Here is a 22,966-nt window from a genome sequence, read left to right as displayed (position 1 = left end):
GTCATTGAAATTTCTATTTTGTGAATTTGCTACATAATACTCATTTTTACTTCACGAACTCACTAAATTCCAATTCATAATCATCGCCGTCCCGTGAGTATTTGATGTAACGGGGGAACCGTTCACCCACAAATTTTTTCACCATAATATCTTTATTGCCGGTTTTAAAGGTGTAAGTGATTTCGCTCACTTTCTGTTTATTGTATTCAACTTGTTTTTCACTTTTCTTCACCTCCACATTTTCCATCGGATAGAGTTTTTTCCCATTAGTAATTTGGAAACTGTTTGGTAGTTTATCGTAGTAACTTAATTGGAAAGCCATAGTGAATAAGTCGAAAGTCGGTAATTTTAACGGATCAGTTTTTAAGCCGTCTTTCATTTTGCCATATTCGATCGTTGTCGGGGAAATTTTAGAAATCGAGTAAACTTTTCCATTACGGCTATCTTGATAATTTACCATGTTAAATTGATTGGAGGTTTGTGTGCCACGTGAGTTGAATACGATATTGTACAGTGGGATATTAATTTTGGCATTCACTGAATATTGCGTGCCATCCGCTTTAAAATGTACATAAGCCGGCATTAAATAGTTAGAGCTGTATTTGATATTGTAATCCGCAGCAGACCAAGCATGGGGAATATAAGCTGCAAGTGCAATAAAAAGAATTTTAGCAAGTTTCATCAATGTTCCTTATAAAAAACAAATATGTTTACTTAGAGTGAGGTTTTATAGATAAGTTCGCGAAGATAAAAAACGGTGCAACACGCACCGTTTTTGTTCGCTAATATAGCTGGTTAGAGAAGAACATTAGCCAGTAATAAACCAATCACTAAGCTAAATACCATACTTAATAAGCCCGGTAACATAAAGCTATGGTTAAAAATATATTTACCGATTTTGGTTGTACCGGTGGTATCAAAGTCAATAGAGGCAATGATCGGACCGTAGTTTGGCACGAAGAAATAACCGTTTACTGCCACAAATACCCCGATTAATACCGGAGCAGGAATACCAAGGGCAATACCAAGTGGGAATAAGGTTGCCACCGTAGCACCTTGGCTATTAACTAAGACAGAAAGCACAAATAATGCTAAGGCAAATGTCCAAGGTGCGGTTTCCACTAAACCTTTCACCATATCTTTCACTTCTGTCATATGTGCCTGCATTAAGGTATCGCCCAACCAAGCAATACCAAAAATCGCAATAACTGCACGCATACCGGCATGGAAAACCGAACCTTTGGTGATTTCCGTGCTATCCGGTTTACAGGTTAAGACGATTAACGCACCGATTGATAACATAATAATTTCAATGGTGTGCGCCATTCCCATTGGTTTTCCGTCAAACACTGGACGTAAAGAAGGTATCGCCCCCATTAACACCACAAGTAATGCGCCGAATAAGAAGAGAGAAACAGAAATTTTTGCCGTTTTGCTAATTTCTAATTCTTTAGCATCTGTCGTTGCATTAAAAGCATCAGCATATTTTGGATCTTTTAAACGACGTTGATATTCAGGATCATCTTTAAGTTCTTTCCCCATTTTGTTTACAAAAATACAAGCAAGGAAGATACCTAAAAGGGTTGCCGGAACTGTTACCATTAACACATCGCCAAGATGAATCCCCTGTGGTTCAAGATAAGCCACCACGGCAACAACGGCTGCGGCAATTGGGCTTGCAACAATAGCAAATTGTGAGGCGATGACGGCCATTGAAAGCGGACGCTCAGGGCGAATACCGTTTTGACGACTTACTTCTGCGATAACCGGTAATACTGAATAAGCCACGTGACCGGTACCGGCTAAGAAGGTGAATAACCAAGTTACAGCCGGTGCGATGAAAGTAATGTGTTTTGGATTACGACGTAAAATTTTTGTTGCGATTTTGATCATATAATCCAAACCACCGGCCGCTTGCATTGCCGCTGCGGCAGCCACCACCGCCATGATCATAAACATCACATCAATTGGTAAACCTGCGGGTTTCAAGCCAAAACCAAAGGAAAGAATAGCAAGACCTAAACCACCAAATACACCTAAACCTATGCCACCCACACGTGCACCCACAAGGATACACAATAGCACGATAGCAAATTGTAATAAGAACATTGCAGACATACTGCCCCCTAAGTTAATAAAAAATGATTTCTCTGTTATAAAAACGCCCGCTAATATAGCAGTAAATAGGTATGGGTTCTATAATTTAGATCAATAAAACTCAGCCCCTTTATGTAAAAAGAGCGGTTATTTTGACCGCTCTTTTTTCCCCTATTAAAAATCTTCAAAATATTGTTGAATCACTTTTGGATCATTGGTTTGCGTTAACGCAAGTTGTAATAATACCCTTGCTTTTTGTGGATTTAAGGTACCGGAAGCCACAAAACCATATTGAGAATCATCCACCTCTGCATCACGCGTGGTATAACCTGTCGGCACTCGAGAAGAACGCACAACAGACACCCCATCTTTTGCGGCTTTTTCTAGGCGTTCCAAATAAGCAGCATTTAAATTACCATTCCCAACCCCAGCCGTCACAATACCTTGGTAGCCCGCATCCAGCAATGCATTTAACGGCTCAATTGGTGCATTAGAATAGGCATAAACAATCCCTACTTTAGGTAAACGATCTAATTTTTCCACACTAAATGGTGTGTTTACCGTATGTTTGCTTTCCGGTGAACGTTCATAATCGACTTTACTGTTATGAATATAGCCTAATGCACCAAAATTCGGTGAATGGAATGTTTGCACGGCGGTTGTACTGGTTTTCGTCACATCACGGGCCCCAAGCACTTCGTTATTCATTGCCACCAACACACCACGACCGGCAGATTTTTTATCTGTCGCAACAACAACGGCGTTATATAAATTTAATGGACCGTCTGCACTCTTTTCTGTGGCAGGACGCATTGCCCCCACAAGGACAACAGGTTTTTCACATTTTACTGTGAGATCTAAGAAATAGGCGGTTTCTTCCATGGTATCGGTACCATGTGTAATCACAAAACCATCGGTATCTTTGCATTGTGCATTAATCGCTTTAGCAAGTTTTAACCAGACCTCATCATTCATATCTTGCGAACCGATTTTCACAATTTGTTCACCTTTGATATTGGCGATATTTTTCATTTCCGGTACCGCATCAATTAATGTATCAATATTAAGCTGTCCGGCTTTATAGGCAGAATTAACCGCACTTTGCCCACTACCGGCAATCGTGCCGCCTGTCGCAAAAATCGTAATATTCGGCAACGTGGCAGCATTTACGGCAGAAACACTAAAACCGAGTAATAGAGAAAATGCCAGTTTGTTTAATTTCATAGAAAACTCCATAGGGTTGTAAATTTCCCGCTATCTTCCAATTAAATTAATTAAGAGGGAATCGAAAAAAGAGAAAATGATGATCACGATCACAAAAACAATTTATAACTGAATAACCTTTAGACAACGCACTACTCTTTTTAGAATTTTTTTGAAAGAAAACTAAAGTACGGTTATACTTAAGCCCTATTTCAGCCTAAATTTAACTAACATTAATATTGAGACAACAATGCAAGAATTTCTGCCTGATGCAATTCAATTTGCACAAAAACACACCTTATTAACCGTTTCTTGGTTTGCCATTTTCGCTGCGGTAATTTACACCTTTTTCAAATCAGCAACAGAAAAATTCAAAGTGATCCCTCATCCTGAGGTGATTCGTTTAATCAATAATGAAGATGCGGTGGTAGTCGATCTTCGTACCTTAGATGAATTCCAACGCGGTCATATCATTAATAGCATCAATTTACTCCCAAGCGATATCAAAAATGCCAACCTCGGTAAAATTGAACAACACAAAGAAAAACCACTAGTTTTGGTGGATGTCAACGGCATATCGGCACCGGCATCTGCGGCACTACTGACAAAACAAGGTTTTGCTCGCGTTTATATTTTAAAAGAAGGGATTTCCGCTTGGATGGGTGCGAATTTACCTATTGTTAAAAAACACAAATAAGGAACAACATTATGTCAGAACAAAACCAACAACCTGAAGTAGCTGCAGAAGAATCACAAGCGGTATTACAAATTCAACGTATTTACGTCAAAGATGTTTCTTTTGAAGCGCCTAATCTTCCTCATATTTTTCATCAAGAATGGAAACCCAAATTAGGTTTTGATTTAAGTACAGAAACCGTGCAATTAGGTGATGATTTATATGAAGTTACCTTAAATATCACCGTTGAAACCACCATGGAAGACTCCGGCGACCTTGCTTTTCTTTGTGAAGTAAAACAAGCCGGTGTGTTTACTATTAGCGGTTTAGATGATATGCAAATGGCGCATTGCCTAACCTCACAATGTCCGAATATGTTGTTCCCTTATGCCCGTGAACTCGTTTCAAGCCTAGTGAACCGTGGCACATTCCCGGCATTAAATCTTTCTCCGGTGAACTTTGATGCCTTGTTCATTGAATATATGAACCGTCAGCAAGAAGCAGGAAATGCCCAAGCTGAAGAAACGAAAGAAACGCAACATTAATTCTTGATAAAAAAGGGTAAGTTTAGGCTTGCCCTTTATTTTTTGGGGAAAATATGCAACCTCAATCACCTATTACCGTACTTGGCGCCGGCTCCTATGGCACCGCATTGGCAATATCGTTCTCACGTAACGGATCGCCAACTTATCTTTGGGGGCATAGTCCTACGCATATTGAGCAAATGCGACTTGAACGTCAAAATCGGCGTTTCTTGCCCGATATTGTATTTCCTGAAGAATTACATTTAGAAGATGATTTGGCACAATCACTCCATCGGTCACAAGATATTTTAATCGTTGTACCAAGTCATGCCTTTAACGAAATTCTCGCTAACATCCGACCGCACTTACAGCCTCATCATCGTCTTATTTGGGCAACCAAAGGGCTGGAACGAAACACCGGGCGGCTTTTACAAACCGTAGTGGAAGAACAACTGGGAACAAATTATCCCCTTGCCGTGCTTTCCGGCCCCACCTTTGCCAAAGAACTGGCACAAGGCCTCCCCACAGCGATCACCCTTGCTTCCAATAACAAACAATTTGCCCTTGAATTTCAAGCCCGCATTCATTGCAGCAAGCATTTTCGAGTGTATGTGAACTCCGATATGATCGGCGTGCAGCTTGGCGGGGCGATTAAAAATGTGATTGCCATTGGTGCAGGCATCTCCGATGGTATGGGGTTTGGCGCTAACGCACGAACCGCATTAATTACCCGAGGTATTGCAGAAATCAGCCGATTGGGCGTTTCGTTAGGGGCAAATCCCAATACTTTTATGGGGATGTCCGGTTTAGGTGATCTCGTTTTAACCTGCACCGATAATCAATCACGCAATCGCCGTTTTGGGCTTATGCTAGGCGAAGGATTGAATGCACAAACGGCAATGGACAATATCGGACAGGTCGTGGAAGGTTTTTACAACACAAAAGAGGCGTATTTGCTCGCTCAACGTCAAGGTGTGGAAATGCCCATTACAGAACAAATTTACCAAATTCTCTTTTGTGGTAAAAATGCACAAGATGTGGTTCGTAGTTTACTTGGGCGTGAACGAAAAGGCGAATAAGGAGGAAAAATGACATTAGAAGTATGGCAACATATTCGTCAAGAGGCGAAAACATTGGCAGAGCACGAGCCTATGCTTGCGAGCTTTTTTCATTCCACGATATTAAAACATCAAAATTTGGGCAATGCGTTAAGTTATTTGCTCGCCAATAAATTAGCTAACCCGATTATGCCGGCAATCTCTTTGCGTGAAATCATTGAAGAAGCCTATTTAGCCGAACCAGCGATTATTGATTATGCCGCTTGTGATATTAAAGCAGTGCGCCAACGAGATCCTGCCGTGGAATTATGGTCCACCCCATTGCTTTACTTGAAAGGATTTCACGCCATTCAAAGCTATCGAATTACCCATTATTTATGGCAACAAGATCGAAAAGCGCTCGCCCTCTATTTACAAAATCAAATTTCTGTGGCTTTTGATGTGGATATCCACCCCGCTGCCAAAATCGGTCATGGCATTATGTTCGACCACGCTACAGGTATCGTGGTAGGAGAAACATCCGTTATTGAAAATGATGTATCCATTCTACAAGGCGTTACCTTAGGCGGAACGGGTAAAGAATCCGGTGATCGCCACCCGAAAGTGAGAGAAGGCGTGATGATTGGTGCCGGAGCAAAAATACTCGGTAATATTGAAGTAGGCAAATACGCCAAAATCGGTGCAAATTCCGTCGTACTTCAACCCGTTCCCGAATACGCCACCGCCGCCGGTGTACCTGCACGAATTATCGGCAAAGACAAAGCCGCTAAACCGGCATTTGAAATGAACCAATATTTTATTGATGATGGGATGAATTTGAATATTTAAATGAAAGGGATTAGAAGTTACATGGATGTAAATTTATTGTGATGAAAATCACAATCTTATTAAAATTTGATTGATTTAATTAGCTATAGATTTATAGTTAGCTCCTGATCTTAGATTTCCATTCTTTTTGTTTTTATATAAAAACTCTTCGTTTCTTATTTTGTGGGTACTCCGCTGGTTTTAGATTGTTGTAGAGTAAGTAAAGCAATAAGGCAATTATTGCTAATTTTTTGTAACAAAGGAAATCAGGAATACAAAATATGTCTGTAAATTGTCGTGTTAATAAATTTCATGATAAATGATTAACTCTAATCATCTATCTAAATAGAAGCTATCAAATCCATGTTATGGGAGATAGTGCTCAAATATTGAAAAAATTCTTATAGTAAGGAGAAAAATATGAGTAGATCTAATTCAGATAAAGATATGGACTATTTAGATGAAATTACAGTCACGGCGGATAGTAATAGCTATACTGGATGGGATTCTGATATCAGAAGAGGTTCTGATGGGAGTGATTCTGACAGATATAGCAATAACCGTAGTCCGAGAAGAATAAAATTCAAGAACCTCACGTTATCAACGAGTGATACATTCCAGTTTTGGACTTTATCTAAAGGAAATCGCACGTATATTGCTTATTCAGTTAAAGGAAAGAAATATCTCTTAGCTGAAGTAATAGACGGAAGAACAATTATTTTTGATAGTCGGGATAATGATGGGATTATTGCCGGAGGCTATGATAGCAAAACAGGTGAACGTCGTATTTTTATTGGATTTGATGTTACAGATGAAGTATTTCTAAAAAATGATAACCCGAGTGGTGCAGTAAAAACGATGACTGTTCAAGAGTTATTAAATTCCAACAATGGAAATCTGGATAGCTTAAAAGGCAGTTTTCGGGTGGTTGAGGAACTCTCAAAAAAAGTAAAAAATCCGCCTTCAAATAACCAAAATTCAGATGTCCTTGGAAAAATTAAAGATACGATGAGTATTTCAGAAAGTACCCTTAAAGGTCTCATAGAGGATGAAAACAAATATAGAGAAGCCTTACAAAAAGCAGGCAGACTTTCTGAAGCAGAAGCATTAAAAACGGCAACAGAAATCAAAAATGCTTTTGCAACAAAGTTAGGGATAATAGGTAAAACCCTAGTAACAGCCGAATTTACAGAGGCTCTGAAAAAAGCCTATATAGGCGGTGATTGGTCAAAACTAGAAAAATTTACAAGAGATGCATTAGAGGGATTAGTTGGTTTCCAAGCTGCGAAAATTATTTCCAAATTAGTGGTTATAATTTTTAATCTATCTCCTGCATCTAGAGCATTTAAAATCGCCTCTATTCTATTATCCACAGCCACAGGTTACTTTTCTGATAAATTTAATATATCTGAATTACTTACAGATAAAAGCCTATTTAACAAAGACGGAGAACTTTTTTCTCTGACTAAAGATCATTATTTATCAGCAAGTGGCGATATAAATTTACCGGGAAGTATCAAAAACGCCCAATTATCTGGGAATAAAAATTCGGCTATTACTGGAAATAATCTTGATAATATTCTGAGAGGAAATAGTGGGAATAATATTCTTAAAGGATATAATGGAAATGATACCCTATTTGGAGAATTAGGTAATGATAAGCTATTTGGAGGAAAAGGAAATGATATATTAGAAGGAGGAAAAGGAGATGATTATCTAGAAGGAGGAGAGGGTGATGATATTTATCAATTCAATTTTGATGATGGAAATGACACCATTATAGATAATAAAGGAAATGATAAAATTATACTTGGAAAGGGAATTGAATTTGAAAAAACCTATTTTACACTAGATATACTAAATAATAAACTTACACTTTCTTTTATTGATACTAAATCATCGCTCTCAATAAATAGAAGTTATAGACCTAAAAATGAATTTGTTTCTAGAAATCATTTTGAACCTCACATTGAAATAATTTTTCCTAATGGAAGGGTCTTAAATTTTAGAGATATAAGGAAGATTATATCAAATAAAAATAAACATATAAAAGATAATATTAAGTACGAATACTATGATAATAAACTTAACTCTTCTTCTGGAAAGCCCACTATAGGTGGAGAAGGTAAAGATTTTCTACAAGGAAACAGTGAAAATAACCATCTTGAAGGAAAAGGTAGTGATGATGTTTATTATTTTTCCGGCTCTATTGGTAACGATGTAATTTATGATGAGAATGGTAATGATAAAATTTATCTTGATGAATCTTTTTATGGGAAAGATATTCTATTTACTAAAGAAAACTTGGATTTACGCCTTTCTTTTCCACAAAGTAATGAGAGTATTTTAATAAAAGATTTTAATAAAGTAACAATCCATAGACGTAGTTTTGGTAGAAAACGAGAATCTTTTCTCAATAGGTTAGAGACCTTACAAATAGGAAATGACGCTTCTGTTGATATCAATCAATTAGTTAATAACATGTCTTTATTTGCTATTAATGTAAATAATGGTAATTTAAGAGCAGCAGATAATTTAGAAAATCTTAATAAATTAACCAATAAAATTTGGGGGGAACTATGATAGATAAAAAATATCCTAGAATAGAATTTAATGATAAGGTTTTAAATTACAACTTGCTTTCAACGTTATTTATCTTGTTGTTCGTCATTGTTTTTTTTAATAATTCACCGGAAACAGACTTCGAAATATTTCTATATGAATTATTAATTAAAGAGCGAGGGATTTATTCTCAAATTTATCCATTTCCTTCTCAGATTATATCAAATTTAATTATGTGGCTAACGCCAATTTCGGCTTTATCCCTAACTATTAAGTTTAATTATCTCTCAGAAAAAGAAATAATTAATCTAGGAGGAGTTATTGAGAGAAATGGTCTGAAAAAATTCTTTATGAAAGTTGCATGGCTATTTTTTATATTAGCCGTTATCTTTATTTGTTCATTTCCAATTTATATAGATTATGCCCCATTAAATGAGGTAGAAATAAGAACAACATTTTTTAGGGATTCATTTGTAATGGTTATATTTCTTCCATATTTATTTTATATGTGTTCAATGTCAGTAATGAGTATTTTCTTCACTATTATTTTTCATCCTATAAACTTTTTTAAGTATCAATATAAGCTCCCTTACATCTATGACAGAAAAGATAAGATTAGATTACTAATGAAAAATAAAAGAAAAAGTGAGAAATAATATGGAAGACAAAAAATACCCTAGGGTAAATATTGATGAAAAGATGATAAAATATAACCTGGTTAGTGCATTACTACTATTTATATTTGTAGTTGTTTTTTTTAATGATATACCTGAAACAAATTTTGAAAAATTTTTAGATAGATTTTTAATCAAAGATAGAGGAATTTATTCTCAAATTTACCCATTTCAATCTCATATCTTATCAAATTTATTAATGATTTTACCTATAGTATCAGCTTTTTTTCTTGCAAAAAAAATTAAATTTAGTTACTTATCAGAAAAGGAGCTCAATGATTTAAAAATTACTATAGAAAAAAATATTATTAAAATAATTTTAATAAAGATTGCTGGGGTTTTAGCTTTATCACTTTCTATTTTTATGTGTATATTCTTTATTTATATTGATTATGCTCCTTTAGATGAAGTGGCAATAAAAACAGCATTTTTTAGGGATTCTTTCGCAACATTAATATTTTTACCTTATGTTTTTTATGGCTGTTCAACTTTATTAATGATGTTTCTTATTATTTTATTTCTGCACCCTATTAATTTCCTTAAATACCAATATAAAGTTACCTATGATAAAAAAGATAAAATCAGATTACTAATGAAAAATAAAAGAAAAAATGGGAAATAATAATGGAAGATAATCAAATTTTTGATCCTGCATTGAGGGGATTAATTCTCTTAGCTCAATATCATGATATTGCAGCAACGGAAGAAAACATTAAATATCAATTTGATATTGAAGGGAAAGGTTTAACCCAAACAGGTTGGTTATTGGCAGCAAAATCTTTAGGGTTAAAAGTGCGGTTACTTTCTAAGCCAATTTCTCGTTTACCCTATTGTCATTTACCGGTTTTTGTATGGGATAAAACCGAGGGAAAACACTTTATTCTTGCTCGCATAGACGAACAACATCATCGTTACTTAATTCAAGATTTAACCTTACCTGAACCAACAATATTATCCGAACAAGAATTTAAACAGCGTTATCCTGGTGAAATTATTGCGATTACCTCTAGAGCCTCTGTTCTCGGACAACTTGCTAAATTTGATTTTACTTGGTTTATTCCTGCCGTAGTGAAATATCGCCGAATTTTATTAGAAGTTATCGGTATTTCGCTTGTTTTGCAATTTCTTGCTCTAATTACGCCGCTCTTTTTTCAAGTTGTGATGGATAAGGTATTGGTTCATCAAGGCTTTAATACTTTAAATGTTGTAACTTTTGCTCTTGTTATTACCGTGTTTTTTGAAATTATTTTAGGCGGTTTACGGACTTATATTTTTTCCCATACGACCAGCCGGATTGATGTGGAACTTGGCGCAAGATTATTTCGGCATTTATTAAAACTGCCTTTGGCTTATTTTGAAACACGTAGAGTCGGCGATACCATAGCAAGAATACGTGAGTTAGAACAAATTCGTTATTTTCTTACCGGGCAAGCACTAACCTCCGTTTTAGATTTATGCTTTTCTTTTTTATTCTTTTCGGTTATGTGGTTCTACAGTAAATGGCTCACTTTGGTCGTTTTACTTTCTTTACCTTGTTATATTATTTGGTCTATTTTTATTACACCTATTTTACGTAAACAACTTGATACAAAATTTGCCCGCAATGCCGATAATCAAGCATTTTTAGTGGAATCCGTTACTGCAATTAATATGATTAAATCAATGTCAGTTTCACCACAAATGATTGATCGTTGGGACAAACAATTGGCAGCCTATGTTCAAGCCGGATTTAAGGTTACTAAAATTGCAGTCATCGGGCAGCAAGGTGTTCAATTTATTCAAAAAATGGTGATGGTCATTAATTTATGGCTAGGTGCTCATTTTGTGATAAGCGGCGATTTAAGCATAGGACAACTTATTGCGTTTAATATGCTGGCAGGACAAGTGGCAATGCCTGTTATCCGTCTTGCACAATTATGGCAAGATTTTCAACAAGTGGGAATTTCGGTAGAGCGTTTAGGTGATATTTTAAATACGCCAACTGAAATATCGAAAAATAATCTTTCTCTATCCAAAATCAAAGGGAATATTCTTTTTGAGCAAGTATCATTTCGTTATCAATTGCAAGGTAATACAATAATTGATGATTTGTCTTTTTCTATTAGCGAAGGTCAAATCATCGGTATTGTAGGTCGATCAGGTTCAGGGAAAAGCACTATTGCTAAATTAATTCAACGCTTATATGTGCCAACAGGAGGAAAAATTAAAATTGACGAGCAAGATTTAACTTTACTTGATCCTAATTGGTTACGTAAACAAATTGGCGTCGTGTTACAAGAAAATATTTTATTAAATCGGAGTATTAGAGATAACATTGCGATTAGTGTTCCTGGAATAAATATTGAAAAAGTCATCTATGCGGCAAAACTTGCTGGTGCTCATAACTTTATCTGTGAATTGGATAATGGCTATGACACCATTGTTGGCGAACAAGGGACAGGATTATCGGGTGGTCAGAGACAGCGAATTGCGATTGCCCGAGCTTTGATTACAAACCCTAAAATCTTAATTTTTGATGAAGCAACGAGTGCTTTGGATTATGAATCCGAACGAGTCATTATGACAAACATGCGACAAATTTGCCGAAATAGAACTGTTATCATCATTGCCCACCGTCTCTCTACCGTCCAAATTGCAGATAAAATTCTCGTATTAGAAAAAGGTAAACAAATAGAATTTGGTTCACATGAAGAATTACTTAATAATCCCCAAGGTTTATACCATTATCTATACCACTTGCAATTAGGGCATTAAATTATGAAAACCTATTTTCAAGCAATATTAAGCTTTCTACATCATTATATTCACCATTTTCGTGAAGTTTGGAAAATTCGTAAGAGTTTGGATACACCTATTCGTGAAGAAAATGAATATGATTTTCTGCCGGCGCATCTAGAATTAATAGAAAAACCGGTTTCTGTATTACCTCGAAGGTCAAGTCATTTGATTATGTTGTTTATTTTAATCACCTGTGGTTGGGCAATTTTCGGTAAGGTGGATATCGTCTCCACTGCTACTGGAAAAATAGCTTACAGTGGAAATAGTAAAATCATTCAACCAATTGAAAATGCAATTGTCGAGAACATCTATGTCAATGATGGACAAATGGTTGAAAAAGGAGAATTGTTGCTTGAACTGACTTCATTAGGGGCTAAAGAAGAATTACAAAAAGCAAATCAAGCACTAAATAGTGCTAAATTAGCTAAAACTCGAGCCCATGCATTATTAGATTCTATTTATTCTAATGTTCCTCCTTCTTTACAAATTGATGATGAATCAATCTCTTCTGTAGAACAGCAACAATCTCAGCAATTAATCTTGGCTCAATTTAATACTTACCTTCTTCAACAGAAAAAAGCGGCGGCACTGTTAGAACAGAAACGTGCAGAATTTTCCACCATAAAAATGCAAATCAAGAAATACCAATCTTTACAAAGATTAGAAAAAGAAAAAACCAATGATTTAGCTAAATTACTCAAATTAAACGCTGTTTCTAAACATCAATATTTAGAACAAGAAACAAAATATATTGACATCAAAAATGAAATTTTAACCTTAGAAAGCAAACTAAATGAAATTAATGCGGAAATTCAACAGGCAAAAGATGAACAAAACCTTTTAACAAATACCTTTATTAGAGATACTCAAGATTCTCTAAGACAGGCGAATGAACAAATTAAGCAGCTTGTTTTTGAAAAAGAAAAATATATTGAGCGTCAAAAAACAACACAGATTAAAGCACCTGTTACAGGTTCAATTCAACAATTAGTAGTGCATACCATTGGTGGGGTTGTTACTACCGCTCAACCGTTGATGGTCGTTGTGCCAAAGCACGATAAATTGGAAGTAAAGGCTATAATTGGTAATCAGGACATTGGATTTATTCGTCAAGGGCAGGAAGTGACAGTAAAAGTAGAAACATTTCCTTATACACGCTATGGTTACTTAACAGGTAAAGTAAAATCACTGAGTTTTGATGCTATTGAAACTGAAAAAGTTGGGCTTGCTTTTGCTGCGATTATTGAGCTAGACAAAGATTATTTAATTATAGAAAATCATCGGGTTAATTTAACGGCCGGTATGATGGTTAACGCTGAAATTAAAACAGGTAGACGTTCTGTCATTAGTTATTTATTAAGCCCTTTACAATCCACCTTTTCGGAGAGCTTTACCGAACGTTAAAGATAGTTTTATGAAAATTAAATGGGAAAATAAAATGCTCAACAAAGACACCCAACTTTGTATGTCTCTTTCCGGCAGGCAGGGCAATTTTGGCACGAAATTTCATAATTATTTATATGAAAAACTTGGGCTTAACTTTATTTATAAAGCCTTTACCACACAAGATATTGAACACGCCGTGAAAGGTGTGCGAGCCTTAGGGATTCGCGGTTGTGCCGTGTCTATGCCGTTTAAAGAAAGCTGTATGCCGTTTGTCGATGAAATTCACCCCTCTGCACAGGCTATTGAATCGGTGAATACCATTGTGAATGACAACGGCGTTCTACGTGCCTATAACACCGATTACATTGCAATTGTGAAATTAATTGAGAAATATCAATTAGATAAAAATGCACGGGTGATTGTACATGGTAGTGGTGGAATGGCAAAAGCCGTTGTCGCAGCCTTTAAAAATAGCGGTTTTGGGGATTTAAAAGTGTATGCCAGAAATGAAAAAACCGGCAAATATTTGAGCGCACTTTATGGTTACGAATACATCAATCACTTAGAAAATCAGCAAGCGGATATTTTAGTCAATGTCACCCCAATAGGGATGAAAGGGGGAAAAGAGGAGTCTGATCTCGCCTTTCCTAAAGCAATGATTGATGCGGCAAATGTTGCCTTTGATGTGGTGGCAATCCCTGCAGAAACACCATTCATTCAATATGCGGAAAGCCAAGGAAAACAAACTATTTCAGGTGCAGAAGTGATCGTTTTACAGGCGGTGGAACAATTTGAACTCTATACCCACCAACGCCCAAGCGATGAATTGATTGATGAGGCGGCAGCCTTTGCGAGAGCGAACAGTTAAAAGTGCGGTTAAAAATAAAGGCGTTTTTGAATTTCCAAAAACGCCTTTATATCATATTAGACTAATAATTTTCTCACGCCTTCCACCACTACGGAAATTGCTTTTTCTTCGCTGGCTTTTATGGTGGATTCATTTGGAATTTCTTGTTGTGTGCGATTTACGATCACCCCTGAAACCATACCGGCACGCAAACCTAAGGCACTACACATAGTAAACAAGGTGGCGGATTCCATCTCAAAATTCATCACATTGAGATCTTGCCATTGTTTCAATAAGCCTTGGTAATCACGGTAAACTTTCCCACTGTAGGTATCGTAACGTTCTTGTCCCGGATAGAAGGTATCTGAGGAGGCAGTAATGCCAACAAAAGGTTCAGCGCCTTTCTCTTTTGCCGCATTAACCAATGCAGTGGTACAAGCAAAATCTGCCACCGCAGGATATTCAAGCGGTGCAAAATGTTTGCTTGCCCCATCTAAACGTACTGCACCGGTAGTAACAAGAATATCGCCAACATTAATATGGGGTTGAATCGCTCCCGTCGTACCAATACGAATAAACGTACGCACGCCAAGTTGGGCTAATTCTTCCACACAAATGGAAACGGACGGACCACCAATCCCCGTAGAACAAACCACCACCGGCTGACCGTTGATATAGCCAAGCCAAGAAGTAAACTCTCGGGTGCTGGTAAGAAACTCAGGGTTATCAAGGTGCTTAGCAATACGTTCGCTACGTGCCGGATCACCGGGAACAATAGCAATGGTTGCGCCTTTTAATTGAGCCTTGGTAAGGTTTAAATGAAATACATCTGACATAATTGTCTCCTTGTTTAAATTTGGCGGTAAAAATGACCGCACTTTGGTTTATTATTTTTTCAATGCGCCTAAAATACCACGCATAATTTGTTTAGTGACTTGATTACGAATATTGCGCCCGACAGATTTCGCCACGCTATTGACAATCTGTTCTGCTGGGCTAAGTTTTTCCCCTCGTTTTTTCGTGCCAAAAATCATACGGCTGAGGCTGCCTAAAATACCGTTTTCTTCTTCCTCTTGTGCTTGTTCCGCTTGTTTTTGTTGAACAGCAGCAAGGTCAGCCTGTGCATTTAATATTTCAAAGGCAGACTCGTTATCTACATAATCTTTATAGAACGGATAAAGCTCATCATCTTTCACCCACGCAGTACGATCTTCGGCAGAAAGTGGAGAAAGTTGGCTTTTCGGTGGGTAAATATAAGCAATTTCAACAGGGGTTGGCATTCCTTTTTCATCTAAGAATGACACTAACGCTTGCCCCACGCCAAGAGTAGAAATACTTTCTACTACATTTACCGTTGGATTAGCGCGGAAGGTTTCAGCGGCAGATTTGACGGCTTTTTGATCCCTTGGTGTAAAGGCACGTAAGGCGTGTTGTACACGGTTACCTAGCTGACCAAGTACCGTATCCGGCAAATCTAACGGGTTTTGCGTAACAAAATAAATCCCCACACCTTTAGAGCGAATTAAGCGAACCACCTGCTCTACTTTTTCCACCAACACACTTGGTGCACCATCAAATAACAAGTGTGCCTCATCAAAAAACATCACAAATTTAGGTTTATCGGGATCGCCTACTTCCGGTAATTGCTCAAACAATTCAGACATCAACCACAACAAGAAAGCACTATACATTCTTGGCGAATTAATCAGTTTTTCCGAATTAAGTACATTGATCACACCGCGCCCATCACGGGTTTGTAGCCAGTCTTCAAGATTCAGTGCCGGTTCACCAAATAAATTTGTCGCCCCTTCATTTTCAAGGGTGAGCAATGCACGCTGAATCGCCCCTACACTTGCTGCGGAGACATTGCCATATTCCACTTGGAAGATTTTGGCATTTTCTGCTACGTATTTCAGCATCGCACGGAGATCTTTTAAATCAATAAGCAATAAGCCTTTATCATCTGCTACACGGAAAACCAGATTTAACAAACCTTCTTGTGTAGCATTGAGGTTTAACAGACGGGAAAGCAATAAAGGTCCCATCTCAGAAATGGTGGTGCGTAGCGGAATGCCTGTTTCACCAAACACATCCCAAAAAGAAACCGGATAGCCGTTCAAATAGTGTTCACCGCCTAAATTAAACTGTTCAATACGCTCGGCGATTTTACCGCTAAATTGTCCGTGATTAACCAAGCCTGAAAGATCGCCTTTCACATCCACTAAAAAAACCGGCACACCATCATCACTAAATGCCTCCGCAATTTTACGTAGGGTGACGGTTTTTCCCGTACCGGTCGCACCGGCAATTAATCCGTGCCGGTTTGCCATTTTGGCGGTAATACCCAGTGTTTTTCCCAGTTCTGTTCGGGCGAGATCATATTGCATAAATGTTCCTTTTTATTGTGTATTGATTGAACGAGATGATAAGGAAAAAACAAAGTGCGGTCAAAATTTAAGTGATTTTACGGTATAATTTTGTGTATTTTTATAAAAAGGGAAAGAAAATGTCAAAAGCGGAAATTTTGGTGATCAAAATAGGTGAGGTTAAATCCCTCACTTTTGCGGACGGTTCAACCTATGAAAGTGCAATTCGCAAACAACCGGTACAATCCGTTAAAATCCACAAACTTGGCGCATATGGCAACGATGTGGGATTAAAAAAGCACCATGGCGGGGTGGATAAAGCGCTCTTTTTTATGTCTGATACGTCATTTTCCGCTTTAAATGAATTATTAGGTGAGTGTTTCTCTTATAGCGGAACCGCAACATACGGTGAAAACTTTGTGGTATCAGGATTTGATGAAGATTCTGTTTGTGTGGGTGATCGTTTTAAAATCGGCTCAACCCTTTTGGAAGTCTCCCAACCCCGTAAACCCTGTGAACGTTTATCGAAAAACACCAACAATTCCGAAACCCAAAAAACCGTTTATCTTTCAGGTTGGAGCGGGTGGTATGTACGGGTGCTCGAAGAAGGGGAAATTGCACAAGGTGATGAATTAATATTACAAAGCAGACCTTACCCGCAATTCACCATTCGCCACTTAAATCGTTTGTTATCAGGCAAACCAACAACGGAAGAATTAGAACAAGCGTTAGCCATTGAAGAATTAGCCGTGGCGTTTAAACGTTCGTTGAACTCGCAATTAGGTAAAATCAAGGCATACAAAAATGACCGCTAAAACAACCGCACTTTGCCCTTGTCAATCCACAAAAAATTATGCTGATTGTTGTGGTATATTTCATCATCAGCAAGCCTTACCGGAAACTGCAGAACAACTAATGCGTTCTCGCTATTCCGCCTATGTACTGAAAAACATTCCCTATATTGTGGAAACCACGGTGCCTAGTCAACAATCTCAGTTAAATGTTCAAGCATTACAAGCTTGGGCGGACAACACACAATGGCTTGGCCTGCACATTCTAAAAACGGAAACATTAACGAAAATCCAAAGTGCGGTGGAATTTAATGCGCTTTTTCAAAGCGAAGAAGGGGAACAATCCCACCAAGAGCGGTCCATTTTTGTCAAAATTGACGGACGTTGGTATTTTGTTGATCCCACAGTCCCTTTACCGACAATGAAACAACCTTGCGTTTGCAATTCCGGTAAAAAATTTAAACATTGTTGTGGAGCATGGCTATGACAGATTTTTTGAAACAATTTTGGTTACGTTTTAATGAAAATAAATTGACGCAGGCTGCCGGCTCGCTCACTTATAGCACGATGTTAGCGATTGTGCCGCTAATTATGGTGATTTTTTCTATTTTTTCGGCATTCCCTGTATTTAACGAGGTCACCGATGCATTAAAAGAATTTATTTTCACCAATTTTGCACCTTCTGCCGGTGATGTTGTCGGGCAATATATTGATGAATTTGTCAATAATTCTAAGCAGATGAGTGCGGTAGGGATCGTGAGTTTAATTGCGGTGGCATTAATGTTGATTAACTCCATTGATCGCACGCTAAATAGCATTTGGCAAGATACCAGTACCCGCCCAATTTTTACCTCTTTTGCCATTTATTGGCTGATTTTAACCCTTGGGCCATTGCTTATTGGCACCAGTATTGCCGCCAGCACTTATGTGAAAGCAATGTTTGAGGCTTCAGAACACCTCTCATTTGGTTTAAAACTCCTCAGTTTTGTGCCTTTTCTTTCTACTTGGTTTATTTTCACTGTACTTTATATGGTGGTGCCAAATAAGAAAGTCAGTATCAAACATTCTGCCGCAGGGGCATTAATTGCTGCGATATTTTTTACTTTGGGAAAACAAGCCTTTGCTTGGTATATCGTTACCTTTCCTTCTTATCAATTAATTTATGGTGCGATGGCAACCCTACCAATTATGTTGCTGTGGATTCAATTAAGCTGGACAGTTGTGTTACTTGGTGCGCAGCTCGCCGCCGTATTGGAAGAAATCAGACAAAAAAGTGCGGTTGAAAATCAAACAAATTAAGGAATAACAATGATTGCATTAATACAACGTGTGACACAGGCTCGTGTCGATGTGAGCGGAGAAACAGTCGGACAAATAGGCAAAGGGCTTTTGGTGCTACTTGGCGTAGAGCAAGATGATGATCGTATAAAAGCCGATAAACTGGCGGAAAAGGTATTGAATTACCGCATTTTTAGTGATGAAAATGACAAAATGAATTTGAATGTGCAACAAGCAGGCGGCGCGTTATTAGTCGTTTCTCAATTCACCTTAGCTGCCGATACGCAAAAAGGCTTACGCCCAAGTTTTTCCAAAGGCACAGCCCCCGCCTTGGCAAAGGAACTTTATGACTACTTTTCACAAAGATGTGCAGAAAAAATTCAAGTAGAAAATGGTCGTTTTGCTGCCGATATGCAAGTTACCCTGACAAATGATGGGCCGGTGACTTTTTGGTTGAATGTGTAAGCGTATGAATAATTATTCCATTGGAAAAATTGCTTTTTCAGATCAACACAGCCTTACGCAAATTGACCATTTACTTGCGCAAGAAGGTATTCAGCGTGATCCAAATTTAGATTACCTTTGTGCGATGTTTGATGAAGATTTTAAGATCATTGCAACGGGGGCGTGTTTTGGTAATACCTTGCGTTGCTTAGCGGTGGCTAAAAATCATCAAGGTGAAGGATTAATAAACCAAATCATCACACATTTGATTAATATTCAAATGGAACGAGGACATTCCCATTTATTTCTCTACACAAAATGTGAATCCGCAAAATTTTTCCACGATCTCGGCTTTTGGGAAATCGTGCAAATCCCCGAGCAAATTGTGTTTATGGAAAACAAACGCAAAGGCTTTGAAAATTATGTGGAACGACTGAAAAGTGCGGTCGAAATCTCACCTGTTTCTGACAATAAAAAGATTTCCGCATTGGTGATGAATTGCAACCCTTTTACCCTTGGACATCAATACTTAGTGGAAAAAGCGGCGACTGAAAATGATCTTGTTCATCTTTTTATGGTGAGTGAAGACAGTAGCCTATTTCCTTATGAAGTACGTAAAAAATTGATTCAAGCGGGTATCGCACATTTGCCCAATGTAATCCTGCACGACAGCGGCTCCTACATTATCAGTCAAGCCACTTTCCCAAGCTATTTCCAAAAAAATGATGATGCGGTAATCAAAAGCAATATAGAAATTGATTTACAGATTTTTGCACGGATTGCTCAAGCATTGGGAATTCAACGCCGTTACATGGGTAATGAACCCTTTAGCCACGTAACAAATCTCTACAACCAAGTCATGCAGCAGAAACTACCGGAATATGGTATAGAATGTGTTGTGGTAGAACGTAAAGAAAAAAATGGCACTGCGATTAGTGCCTCAGAGGTTCGCCAAGCGATTAAAGACGAGAGTTGGCATCAAGTCAAACAACTTGTCCCCCAAACAACTTTTGATTTTCTCATAAGTGATGAAGCCGCCCCCATTATTAAAAAAATTAGACAATCAGATGAAGTGAAACATTACTAGATTGCACTACTCAAAAACGGAACTCATCAGGTGATAGTTCCGTTTTGCTTATTCTCTCGTTATGAGCCACTCTTCTAAAACTTAAAATCCTGCTTGTTTTTCGAGTTGTTCGACTAAGGCATCATCTAAACCCAGCGCTTCTGCAAGATTAGCAAGGAAAATTATTTCTTTACGGGATAAATCTTTGCTCACTAAACGTGCAGCAAGATACACATTTGCCGCCAATGCCGTGTCATTCCCCACTTGGCGGGCAATTTCATTCACACTAATCGGATTTTGCATTTCCTGCTCAACCCATTGCGCTAATTCTGCATTATCGCCAATTTCATTCGCAATGGTTTGTTTTTCATCTTCTGTAATTTCACCGTCTGCCGCAGCCGCCGCAATCATAGTACGTAAAATCAACGCACTCGCCTCTTGCTGAGAAGTCGAATCTAATACGTCAAATTCATTGGCGGACATCACAGGTTGCGCCTGTTGGGATTTTTGGTAGTTTTGATATGCCTGATAAGCCAGATTCCCCAACACCGCTAAAGAGCCCAACTTGGCTAAACTCGCCCCGCCGGAACGCCCTAAAATCATGGATAAAATCCCTGTAATTGCAGCACCACCGCCTACTTTGGTGATGTTATCCAATGTCGGATTACCGGTTTGTAAATGACTCGCTGAGTTTTTAGCGATATTGACGACTTGATTTAAAATTTGATTAAAATTCATAAATTGTTCCTTTTTGTTAGAAAAATCACATTATAGACTGATTTTTTATTAAAAGATTCCAGAAAAATAACCGCTCTTTTATCAATTTTATTGACTAGATAGAAGATTTCATTATATTTGAATTCTTTTTCATTTTTACAAGGAACTATTTTATGACGCAATCAACTCAAAAGCGTGAAACTTTCTCGGGTCGCAAAGCGTTCATTCTTGCTGCAATAGGCTCCGCAGTGGGCTTAGGCAATATTTGGCGTTTTCCTTATACCACCTATGAAAATGGCGGTGGTGCATTTATTATTCCCTACCTTATCGCACTATTAACCGCAGGAATTCCACTTTTATTCTTAGACTATGCCATTGGACATCGTCATCGTGGTGGTGCGCCTTTGTCCTATCGCCGTTTCAGCCCACACTTTGAAGTGTTTGGTTGGTGGCAAGTGATGGTGAACGTGATTATTGGGCTATATTACGCCGTAGTATTAGGTTGGGCAGCGAGCTATACCTACTTTTCCATCAATGGTGCATGGGGTGATAAACCCATTGATTTCTTTATCGGTGAATTCTTAAAAATGGGCGATATTACTAACGGGGTCAGTTTTGAATTTGTTGGTATGGTAACCGGTCCATTAATTGCCGTATGGGTAATTGCATTAGGTGTGCTTTCCATGGGGATTCAAAAAGGGATTGCAAAATCCTCATCTATTTTAATGCCTGTTCTTGTCGTGATGTTTGTTGCCTTGGTGATCTATTCTCTCTTTTTACCGGGTGCGGAAAAAGGGTTAAATGCTCTGTTCACACCGGATTGGTCGAAACTTTCCAACCCAAGTGTATGGATCGCAGCGTATGGTCAAATTTTCTTCTCTCTTTCAATCTGTTTCGGGATTATGGTGACTTACGCCTCTTACTTGAAAAAAGAATCCGATCTCACCGGCAGCGGTTTAGTCGTGGGATTTGCAAACAGTAGCTTTGAAGTGTTAGCCGGTATCGGGGTTTTTGCCGCATTAGGTTTCATCGCTACCGCACAAGGACAAGAAGTCAGCGAAGTGGCAAAAGGCGGTATTGGTTTAGCATTCTTTGCGTTTCCAACCATTATCAACAAAGCACCGTTCGGTGAAGTGCTTGGCGTGTTGTTCTTCGGTTCACTGACTTTTGCGGCATTAACGTCCTTTATTTCGGTGATTGAAGTTATCATCTCCGCTATTCAGGACAAACTTCGTATTCGCCGTGTAAAAGTGACCTTTATTGTCGGTATTCCGATGATGTTCGTTTCCGTAATTTTATTCGGTACCACAACCGGCTTACCAATGCTTGATGTGTTTGATAAATTCGTCAACTATTTTGGTATTGTTGCCGTGGCGTTTGTTTCTCTGGTTGCTATTGTAGCAAACGAGAAACTGGGCTTATTAGGCGATCATTTAAACGAAACCTCCTCTTTCAAAGTGGGCTTTTTCTGGCGCCTATGTATTGTACTTACCACCGGTATCCTCGCCTTTATGTTATTTAGTGAAGGGGCAAAAGTTTTCTCTGAAGGCTACGAAGGCTATCCAAGCTGGTTTGTCAATATCTTCGGTTGGGGGATGGCTGTGAGCTTACTCGTGGTGTCGTTTATTCTTTCCCGCTTAAAATGGAAAAGTGAAACCAAACTCACAATAGAAGAATCAAAAGGAGAATAAA

At 38.1% G+C, this 22,966-nt stretch carries 22 protein-coding genes; 16 read left to right on the top strand and 6 right to left on the bottom strand.

The features are described 5' to 3' along the window. Nucleotides 1–46: 46 nt before the first annotated feature. The 3 genes from BKK54_RS03135 to ansB form a co-directional block, all read right to left on the bottom strand. Nucleotides 47–682 (bottom strand): hypothetical protein, encoded by a 636-nt coding sequence (locus tag BKK54_RS03135; protein WP_077541427.1) that lies wholly within the window; start codon nt 680–682, stop codon nt 47–49. Nucleotides 683–795: 113 nt separating this feature from the next. Continuing rightward, nucleotides 796–2,118 (bottom strand): anaerobic C4-dicarboxylate transporter, encoded by a 1,323-nt coding sequence (locus BKK54_RS03130; protein ID WP_077541425.1) that lies wholly within the window; start codon nt 2,116–2,118, stop codon nt 796–798. Nucleotides 2,119–2,271: 153 nt separating this feature from the next. Then, nucleotides 2,272–3,321, bottom strand: a complete 1,050-nt coding sequence (gene ansB / locus BKK54_RS03125; RefSeq protein ID WP_077541423.1) for an L-asparaginase 2 — start codon at nt 3,319–3,321, stop codon at nt 2,272–2,274. Nucleotides 3,322–3,550: 229 nt separating this feature from the next. On the opposite strand from ansB, the gene BKK54_RS03120 reads away from it, so the two are divergent. The 10 genes from BKK54_RS03120 to BKK54_RS03075 all read left to right on the top strand — a co-directional run bounded on the left by BKK54_RS03120 (nt 3,551) and on the right by BKK54_RS03075 (nt 14,633). After that, complete coding sequence (locus BKK54_RS03120) at nt 3,551–3,997, top strand: rhodanese-like domain-containing protein (RefSeq protein ID WP_077541421.1); 447 nt, start codon at nt 3,551–3,553, stop codon at nt 3,995–3,997. An 11-nt stretch (nt 3,998–4,008) separates the two neighbouring features. Next, on the top strand, nt 4,009–4,521 hold the full coding sequence (gene secB, locus BKK54_RS03115; RefSeq protein WP_077541419.1) for a protein-export chaperone SecB: 513 nt from the start codon (nt 4,009–4,011) through the stop codon (nt 4,519–4,521). Between the two features lie 53 nt (nt 4,522–4,574). Then, entirely contained in the window at nt 4,575–5,579 is a 1,005-nt protein-coding gene (gpsA, locus tag BKK54_RS03110) for an NAD(P)H-dependent glycerol-3-phosphate dehydrogenase (RefSeq protein WP_077541417.1), read from the top strand. A gap of 9 nt (nt 5,580–5,588) precedes the next feature. Beyond that, nucleotides 5,589–6,386 (top strand): serine O-acetyltransferase, encoded by a 798-nt coding sequence (cysE, locus tag BKK54_RS03105; RefSeq protein WP_077541415.1) that lies wholly within the window; start codon nt 5,589–5,591, stop codon nt 6,384–6,386. A gap of 399 nt (nt 6,387–6,785) precedes the next feature. Beyond that, complete coding sequence (locus tag BKK54_RS03100) at nt 6,786–8,948, top strand: calcium-binding protein (protein WP_077541413.1); 2,163 nt, start codon at nt 6,786–6,788, stop codon at nt 8,946–8,948. Next, on the top strand, nt 8,945–9,583 hold the full coding sequence (locus BKK54_RS03095; RefSeq protein ID WP_077541411.1) for a hypothetical protein: 639 nt from the start codon (nt 8,945–8,947) through the stop codon (nt 9,581–9,583). The genes BKK54_RS03100 and BKK54_RS03095 overlap by 4 nt, the downstream gene beginning before the upstream one ends. Before the next feature lies 1 nt (nt 9,584). Further along, entirely contained in the window at nt 9,585–10,223 is a 639-nt protein-coding gene (locus BKK54_RS03090) for a hypothetical protein (protein ID WP_077541409.1), read from the top strand. A gap of 2 nt (nt 10,224–10,225) precedes the next feature. Continuing rightward, nucleotides 10,226–12,355, top strand: a complete 2,130-nt coding sequence (locus tag BKK54_RS03085) for a type I secretion system permease/ATPase (protein ID WP_077541408.1) — start codon at nt 10,226–10,228, stop codon at nt 12,353–12,355. A 3-nt stretch (nt 12,356–12,358) separates the two neighbouring features. After that, nucleotides 12,359–13,783 carry an HlyD family type I secretion periplasmic adaptor subunit gene (locus tag BKK54_RS03080; RefSeq protein ID WP_077541406.1) on the top strand — a complete coding sequence of 475 codons (1,425 nt, stop codon included), beginning with the start codon at nt 12,359–12,361 and terminating at the stop codon, nt 13,781–13,783. 34 nt (nt 13,784–13,817) lie between these two features. Further along, nucleotides 13,818–14,633: a shikimate 5-dehydrogenase gene (locus BKK54_RS03075; RefSeq protein WP_077541446.1), complete on the top strand. Its 816-nt coding sequence runs from the start codon at nt 13,818–13,820 to the stop codon at nt 14,631–14,633. A gap of 56 nt (nt 14,634–14,689) precedes the next feature. Here the strand turns inward: BKK54_RS03075 and udp are convergent, their stop codons facing one another. Both udp and BKK54_RS03065 read right to left on the bottom strand, forming a co-directional pair. Next, nucleotides 14,690–15,448, bottom strand: a complete 759-nt coding sequence (gene udp / locus BKK54_RS03070) for a uridine phosphorylase (RefSeq protein ID WP_077541404.1) — start codon at nt 15,446–15,448, stop codon at nt 14,690–14,692. Between the two features lie 51 nt (nt 15,449–15,499). Then, nucleotides 15,500–16,999 (bottom strand): helicase HerA-like C-terminal domain-containing protein, encoded by a 1,500-nt coding sequence (locus BKK54_RS03065; RefSeq protein ID WP_077541403.1) that lies wholly within the window; start codon nt 16,997–16,999, stop codon nt 15,500–15,502. 119 nt (nt 17,000–17,118) lie between these two features. Here BKK54_RS03065 and BKK54_RS03060 point away from each other — a divergent pair, with 119 nt between their 5' ends. From BKK54_RS03060 to citC, 5 genes are read left to right on the top strand one after another with little or no spacing between them, the layout of a single operon-like run. Continuing rightward, a complete protein-coding gene (locus tag BKK54_RS03060) occupies nt 17,119–17,793 on the top strand; it encodes an MOSC domain-containing protein (protein WP_077541401.1) in 675 nt (224 codons plus the stop codon). After that, nucleotides 17,783–18,256, top strand: coding sequence for a YchJ family protein (locus BKK54_RS03055; protein WP_077541399.1), 474 nt, complete (start codon nt 17,783–17,785; stop codon nt 18,254–18,256). Before BKK54_RS03060 ends, BKK54_RS03055 begins: the two co-directional genes overlap by 11 nt. After that, nucleotides 18,247–19,068, top strand: a complete 822-nt coding sequence (locus tag BKK54_RS03050) for a virulence factor BrkB family protein (protein ID WP_077541397.1) — start codon at nt 18,247–18,249, stop codon at nt 19,066–19,068. Before BKK54_RS03055 ends, BKK54_RS03050 begins: the two co-directional genes overlap by 10 nt. Before the next feature lie 9 nt (nt 19,069–19,077). Continuing rightward, nucleotides 19,078–19,512, top strand: a complete 435-nt coding sequence (gene dtd, locus BKK54_RS03045) for a D-aminoacyl-tRNA deacylase (protein WP_077541395.1) — start codon at nt 19,078–19,080, stop codon at nt 19,510–19,512. A 4-nt stretch (nt 19,513–19,516) separates the two neighbouring features. Continuing rightward, on the top strand, nt 19,517–20,578 hold the full coding sequence (gene citC / locus BKK54_RS03040; RefSeq protein WP_077541393.1) for a [citrate (pro-3S)-lyase] ligase: 1,062 nt from the start codon (nt 19,517–19,519) through the stop codon (nt 20,576–20,578). Nucleotides 20,579–20,659: 81 nt separating this feature from the next. Here citC and BKK54_RS03035 read toward each other — a convergent pair whose 3' ends face one another. After that, nucleotides 20,660–21,295 carry a tellurite resistance TerB family protein gene (locus BKK54_RS03035; protein WP_077541391.1) on the bottom strand — a complete coding sequence of 212 codons (636 nt, stop codon included), beginning with the start codon at nt 21,293–21,295 and terminating at the stop codon, nt 20,660–20,662. 152 nt (nt 21,296–21,447) lie between these two features. On the opposite strand from BKK54_RS03035, the gene BKK54_RS03030 reads away from it, so the two are divergent. Continuing rightward, complete coding sequence (locus tag BKK54_RS03030) at nt 21,448–22,965, top strand: sodium-dependent transporter (protein ID WP_077541389.1); 1,518 nt, start codon at nt 21,448–21,450, stop codon at nt 22,963–22,965. Nucleotide 22,966: the final 1 nt, after the last annotated feature.

The organism is Rodentibacter genomosp. 1 (assembly GCF_001999285.1).
Classification (GTDB): Bacteria; Pseudomonadota; Gammaproteobacteria; order Enterobacterales; family Pasteurellaceae; genus Rodentibacter.
This window is presented reverse-complemented; position numbering and strand designations above follow the sequence as displayed.

What these genes read in the sequence shown, in the direction of transcription:
- BKK54_RS03135 (WP_077541427.1), bottom strand. Translation starts at nt 682, where the DNA reads ATGAAACTTGCTAAAATTCTTTTTATTGCACTTGCAGCTTATATTCCC.
- BKK54_RS03130 (WP_077541425.1), bottom strand. Translation starts at nt 2,118, where the DNA reads ATGTCTGCAATGTTCTTATTACAATTTGCTATCGTGCTATTGTGTATC.
- ansB (WP_077541423.1), bottom strand. Translation starts at nt 3,321, where the DNA reads ATGAAATTAAACAAACTGGCATTTTCTCTATTACTCGGTTTTAGTGTT.
- BKK54_RS03120 (WP_077541421.1), top strand. Translation starts at nt 3,551, where the DNA reads ATGCAAGAATTTCTGCCTGATGCAATTCAATTTGCACAAAAACACACC.
- secB (WP_077541419.1), top strand. Translation starts at nt 4,009, where the DNA reads ATGTCAGAACAAAACCAACAACCTGAAGTAGCTGCAGAAGAATCACAA.
- gpsA (WP_077541417.1), top strand. Translation starts at nt 4,575, where the DNA reads ATGCAACCTCAATCACCTATTACCGTACTTGGCGCCGGCTCCTATGGC.
- cysE (WP_077541415.1), top strand. Translation starts at nt 5,589, where the DNA reads ATGACATTAGAAGTATGGCAACATATTCGTCAAGAGGCGAAAACATTG.
- BKK54_RS03100 (WP_077541413.1), top strand. Translation starts at nt 6,786, where the DNA reads ATGAGTAGATCTAATTCAGATAAAGATATGGACTATTTAGATGAAATT.
- BKK54_RS03095 (WP_077541411.1), top strand. Translation starts at nt 8,945, where the DNA reads ATGATAGATAAAAAATATCCTAGAATAGAATTTAATGATAAGGTTTTA.
- BKK54_RS03090 (WP_077541409.1), top strand. Translation starts at nt 9,585, where the DNA reads ATGGAAGACAAAAAATACCCTAGGGTAAATATTGATGAAAAGATGATA.
- BKK54_RS03085 (WP_077541408.1), top strand. Translation starts at nt 10,226, where the DNA reads ATGGAAGATAATCAAATTTTTGATCCTGCATTGAGGGGATTAATTCTC.
- BKK54_RS03080 (WP_077541406.1), top strand. Translation starts at nt 12,359, where the DNA reads ATGAAAACCTATTTTCAAGCAATATTAAGCTTTCTACATCATTATATT.
- BKK54_RS03075 (WP_077541446.1), top strand. Translation starts at nt 13,818, where the DNA reads ATGCTCAACAAAGACACCCAACTTTGTATGTCTCTTTCCGGCAGGCAG.
- udp (WP_077541404.1), bottom strand. Translation starts at nt 15,448, where the DNA reads ATGTCAGATGTATTTCATTTAAACCTTACCAAGGCTCAATTAAAAGGC.
- BKK54_RS03065 (WP_077541403.1), bottom strand. Translation starts at nt 16,999, where the DNA reads ATGCAATATGATCTCGCCCGAACAGAACTGGGAAAAACACTGGGTATT.
- BKK54_RS03060 (WP_077541401.1), top strand. Translation starts at nt 17,119, where the DNA reads ATGTCAAAAGCGGAAATTTTGGTGATCAAAATAGGTGAGGTTAAATCC.
- BKK54_RS03055 (WP_077541399.1), top strand. Translation starts at nt 17,783, where the DNA reads ATGACCGCTAAAACAACCGCACTTTGCCCTTGTCAATCCACAAAAAAT.
- BKK54_RS03050 (WP_077541397.1), top strand. Translation starts at nt 18,247, where the DNA reads ATGGCTATGACAGATTTTTTGAAACAATTTTGGTTACGTTTTAATGAA.
- dtd (WP_077541395.1), top strand. Translation starts at nt 19,078, where the DNA reads ATGATTGCATTAATACAACGTGTGACACAGGCTCGTGTCGATGTGAGC.
- citC (WP_077541393.1), top strand. Translation starts at nt 19,517, where the DNA reads ATGAATAATTATTCCATTGGAAAAATTGCTTTTTCAGATCAACACAGC.
- BKK54_RS03035 (WP_077541391.1), bottom strand. Translation starts at nt 21,295, where the DNA reads ATGAATTTTAATCAAATTTTAAATCAAGTCGTCAATATCGCTAAAAAC.
- BKK54_RS03030 (WP_077541389.1), top strand. Translation starts at nt 21,448, where the DNA reads ATGACGCAATCAACTCAAAAGCGTGAAACTTTCTCGGGTCGCAAAGCG.